A 4415-nucleotide genomic window follows, 5' to 3' on the forward strand; every position below is an offset into this window, starting at 1 on the left:
CGGCCTGGCCCATGCGCGGCTCGCCGCGGCCCCGGGCCAGGCCGTGGTCGCCGGCGCCGGCATACTCGTCAGCGTGGCGCTGGTGGCGGCCATGGCGATCATGGTGAGTTCGTTCCGCAGTTCCGTGGACGACTGGCTCGCGCGCATGCTGCCAGCCGACCTGTATGTACGCACCACCACCGACAGCGGCCTGCTGAACGCAGCGACGGTGGCACGGGTCGCCGCGTTGCCGGGCGTGGCCGCCGTCGAACCGCGGCGCTTCGAACGGCTGCGTCTGGCCGCCGGGCACCCCCCGGTGACGCTGATCGCACGCCCGGTCGGCGCGGGCACGGGCCTGCCGCTGGTCACCGCCGCGCCCGCCACACCGCCAGGGCAGGCGGGCGGACTGCCGCCGGCCTGGATCTCGGAGGCACTGGCGGATCTGCTCGACCTGCGGGTGGGCGCGACCCTCGAACTGCCGCTGGCGGGGCGCTTGCAGGTCTTCCGTATCGCCGGGATCTGGCGTGATTATGCCCGGCAGAACGGTGCCGTCATCGTCGAACTCAGCGATTACCGCGCGGCCAGCGGCGATACGCGCAGCGACGATCTCGCCATCGAACTCGCCGCCGGCGCCCGGGCGGACACCGTCATGACGGCGCTGCATGCGCTGCTGGGCGAGCAGGTCATCGAGATCGAGACGCCCGGCACGATCCGCGCGACCAGCCTGGCGGTCTTCGACCGCACCTTCCTCATCACCTATGTCATGGAGGCCGTGGCAGTGCTGATCGGCCTGTTCGGTATCGCCACCAGCTTCGCCGCACTCGCCACCAGCCGCCGTAAGGAGTTCGGTATGCTGCGCCACCTGGGGGTGCTGCGCCGCGAGATCGGTACCCTGCTCGGTATCGAGGGCGCGCTGACGGCCGTGATCGGCGTCACCGTCGGCATGGCGGCGGGCGGCGCCATTGCCCTGGTGCTGATCGAGGTGATCAACCGGCAGAGCTTTCACTGGAGCATGGACCTGCACCTGCCGGCCGGCCGCCTGCTGGCCTTCGCGCTGGCGCTGGTGGCGCTCGCCGCACTCGCCGCGCGCCTCGCCGGCCGGCAGGCACTGCGCCAGGATGTGGTACTGGCCGTGCGGGAGGACTGGTGAGGCGCGTACGCAGTGCCGTGCTGATCGGGGTGCTGGCGCTGTCTGGCGTCGCTGTCTGCGCTGCCGCCGAACCACCACCGGAGTCGACGATCTATCCCGCGGTGCGCCCGGGCCGGCCGTTGAGTTTTCCCGCCGACCACGGCGCCCATCCCGACTACCGCACCGAATGGTGGTACATCACCGGCTGGCTGGAGGACGGCGCGGGCAACGAACGCGGTTTCCAGGTGACCTTCTTCCGGGTGCGCACCGGCATCGGTGAGGACAACCCCAGCCGCTTCGCGCCCCGCCAGCTGATCCTGGCGCACGCCGCGGTCGCCGATCCTGCCACCGGCCACTTGCTGCATGCCGAGCGGGTCGAGCGCGCATTCGACCCGCTCGCCGGCGCGGCCGTCGGACGCACGCAGGCCTGGATCGGCACGTGGCGGCTGGAAGGCGAAGACCGGGGTGCGGCCGCCGGTGACCGCTATCGCGCGCGCGTCCAGGCCGAGGCCTTCGCCTTCGATCTGCACTTCGAGGCGCCCGGCACACCCGTCCTGAACGGCGCCCAGGGCTTCAGCCAGAAGGCGCCCGATGCCGTCAACGCCAGTTATTATTACAGTCGACCGCAACTCGCCGTCAGCGGCACCCTGCAGCTCGGTGCGACGTCACACACCGTCCGTGGCCGTGCCTGGCTGGACCACGAATGGTCGAGCGAACTGCTGCCCGCACCGGCGAGTGGCTGGGACTGGATCGGCATCAATCTGCACGACGGCGGCGCGCTCATGGCCTTCCAGATGCGCGGCCACGACGGCATGCCGCTCTGGACCGCCGCGACCCTGACGTCCGCGCAGGGCACGACGACGGTGCCACCGCGCACGCGCATCCGCTTCGTGCCACAGCGACGCTGGCGCTCGCCACGCACCGGCGTCGAGTATCCGGTAGAGTGGCGCTTGGAGATCGGTGATCGCCGCCTGCAGCTGCGGCCGCTGCTGGACGATCAGGAGCTCGACGCGCGTCCCTCGACCGGGGCGTTGTACTGGGAAGGTGCGGTGCGCGTTTTTGAAGATGCCGAAGAGGATAACGGGGAAGGCAAAGGGGAGAGCGGACGGGATAACGGCAGGGATACCGGGCGGGAGATCGGCCGCGGCTATCTGGAGATGACCGGCTACGGCGGACGGCCGCCGTTGTGAGCCACGAAACCGCTCTCACGAGAGACGATGCCCACCACGGGCAGGTCACCCGGAACGCGACCCGGATCAACGATACGCAGGCCGCCAGGCCTGTATGACAGGAGAGATTTCACTATGCGCAACCAGACGAAGGGCGGTGTCCTGACCGCGGGGATGATGGGGCTTGTGCTGCTGCTGGGCAGTACCGTCGGCAGCGTGCCGGCGATGGCCGCGGAACTCGACAACGCCGCGGCGCTGCAGGGCCTGGAGACGGTGCACGCGGTCTATGACGTGCGCAAATCCAACCCGCAGGCGCTCGCCGGCTATCTCAAGGCCATCGTCAGCAACCACGCGAATCTGCGCGCGGCCGACGTGCAGCCGGATCTGCGCATCGTGTTCATCGCCGAGGCGGTGAAGTTCATCACCACCGAGCCGACCGCGGAGATCGCACTGGAACACGAGGCGGTGCTGCAGGACATCGCCACGACCATCGCCGAGCTCGATCGCCTCGGTGTGAAGATGGAGGTGTGCAGCGGTGCGACCCGCGCCTTCGGGGTCGACAACGACACACTGCTGCCGCAGCTCAAGGCGGTGCGCAGCGGCTTCATCGCCATCATGGGCTATCAGAATCAGGGCTATGCGCTGGTGCCGGTGTACTGACGGCGTACCGACGGTGCGCAGTGACGCTATCCTCCCCGGCCAGAGGCGCTGCACATCGCCACGCCTGACGTGCGAGCTTCTGGCGGGGCTGGGCCGGCGCGCGACCGGTCGCTGCACTGCCTGAGCGCTGCGGACCTGTGAGTATCCACCTGCCTGCCACAGTGCGTGCCTGGGATGGGAACGGGGACGGTGAGGCCTGCGCCACCGCGCTCAAAGAGGAACTCACGGCGCTGCCGACGGGCAGTCTACCGCTGGACGAGGGTACCTCGCAGGGTGGCTATGTCGACGACCGTGGCGTGGTCGTCACCGTCCTCCGTGTGTGCGGTGACGCCGCAGCGGTGCAGGCGCGCGTCGGTGTGTTCTTCACCGAGATCATCGCCTCCTGCGGCTGCGGTGACGAGCCGCAGGCGACCAACGCCTATTGTGAACTCGAGGTGCATATCGACCGCCAGACCGCGGCGGCCGTATTCGCTATTTCGACGTGAACAGAAGCTACGCAGGCGGCGTCTCGACGTCCCTCACGAGTGACCCAGACCGATGCACTACCTTCTCGGCACAGCCCTGACCACCGCGACGGTGGTCGCCATCGTCCTGCTGGCCATCCACCTTGGTTTTCGTGCCCCGCGGCGGGTCGAGCGCGGCAGTCCGGCGGACCTCGGCCTGACCTACGAGGCGGTCAGCATACCCACCGTCGACGGCAAACGGCTGTTCGCGTGGTGGCTGCCCGGTGCGAACGACGCCGCGCCGACCGTGGTATTGATGCATGGCTGGGGCGGCAACGCCGAACTGATGCTGCCGTTGGCCAAACCCCTGCATGCCGCCGGCCTGAATGTGCTGCTGCCGGATGCGCGCAATCACGGGCGCAGCGATGCGACATCCTTTTCCTCCATGCCCCGCTTCGCCGAGGACGTCGGTGCGGCCATCACCTGGCTGCACACGCGCACTGTGCCGCCGCCGGCGATCGTGCTGCTGGGACACTCGGTCGGTGCCGCCGCTGTGCTGCTGGAGGCCGCGCGACGCCACGACATCGCCGCCGTGATCAGCATCGCCGCGTTCGCCCACCCAGACTGGATGATGCGCCGCCAGCTGGCACGCCTGCGGCTCCCGGGGCCGCTCATCGACGCAGTGCTGCGCTATGTGGAATGGGTCATCGGCCACCGCTATGACGACATCGCGCCGCTCAACACCGTCCGCCGCGTCGACTGCCCGGTGCTGCTGGTCCATGGCAAGGCGGACGACACCGTGCCGGCGACGGATGCGCTCGCCATCCGCGGCAACCCCGGGTCGGAGCAGGTGGAGCTGCTGCTGCTCGACGGGGCCGGCCACAACTCCGTGGACCTGATCGAACGGCATGCCGACCGGCTGCTCACCTTCCTGCAGCGCGCCGGCGTGGTTCAATGAGTCACGCGGGAGATGTCCCGGATGGCGTATACTCGCCGCCATTCGAGGCCTGAGGCCGTCAGCCAGGGGTTGGGTGC

Annotated in this window: 5 protein-coding genes; all 5 read left to right on the forward strand. The window is 69.4% G+C overall.

Annotated elements, in window-relative coordinates:
* Nucleotides 1–1129, forward strand: a 1129-nt coding sequence (locus tag K8I04_06755) for an ABC transporter permease (GenBank protein ID MBZ0071409.1), incomplete at its 5' end; no start/stop codon positions are given.
* Entirely contained in the window at nucleotides 1123–2298 is a 1176-nt protein-coding gene (locus tag K8I04_06760) for a carotenoid 1,2-hydratase (protein MBZ0071410.1), read from the forward strand. The genes K8I04_06755 and K8I04_06760, both read left to right, overlap by 7 nt.
* Nucleotides 2299–2451: 153 nt before the next feature.
* Complete coding sequence (locus tag K8I04_06765; protein MBZ0071411.1) at nucleotides 2452–2937, forward strand: DsrE family protein; 486 nt, start codon at nucleotides 2452–2454, stop codon at nucleotides 2935–2937.
* Between the two features lie 161 nt (nucleotides 2938–3098).
* Nucleotides 3099–3422, forward strand: coding sequence for a glucosamine--fructose-6-phosphate aminotransferase (locus K8I04_06770; GenBank protein ID MBZ0071412.1), 324 nt, complete (start codon nucleotides 3099–3101; stop codon nucleotides 3420–3422).
* 52 nt (nucleotides 3423–3474) lie between these two features.
* Complete coding sequence (locus tag K8I04_06775) at nucleotides 3475–4338, forward strand: alpha/beta hydrolase (protein MBZ0071413.1); 864 nt, start codon at nucleotides 3475–3477, stop codon at nucleotides 4336–4338.
* Nucleotides 4339–4415: the final 77 nt, after the last annotated feature.

The sequence above is a fragment of the Gammaproteobacteria bacterium genome (assembly GCA_019911805.1).
Classification (GTDB): domain Bacteria; phylum Pseudomonadota; class Gammaproteobacteria; order Thiohalobacterales; family Thiohalobacteraceae; genus JAHJQQ01.

Excerpts from the sequence above, each read along its gene's own strand:
- K8I04_06765 (MBZ0071411.1), top strand. The coding sequence starts at position 2,452 with ATGATGGGGCTTGTGCTGCTGCTGGGCAGTACCGTCGGCAGCGTGCCG.
- K8I04_06775 (MBZ0071413.1), top strand. The coding sequence starts at position 3,475 with ATGCACTACCTTCTCGGCACAGCCCTGACCACCGCGACGGTGGTCGCC.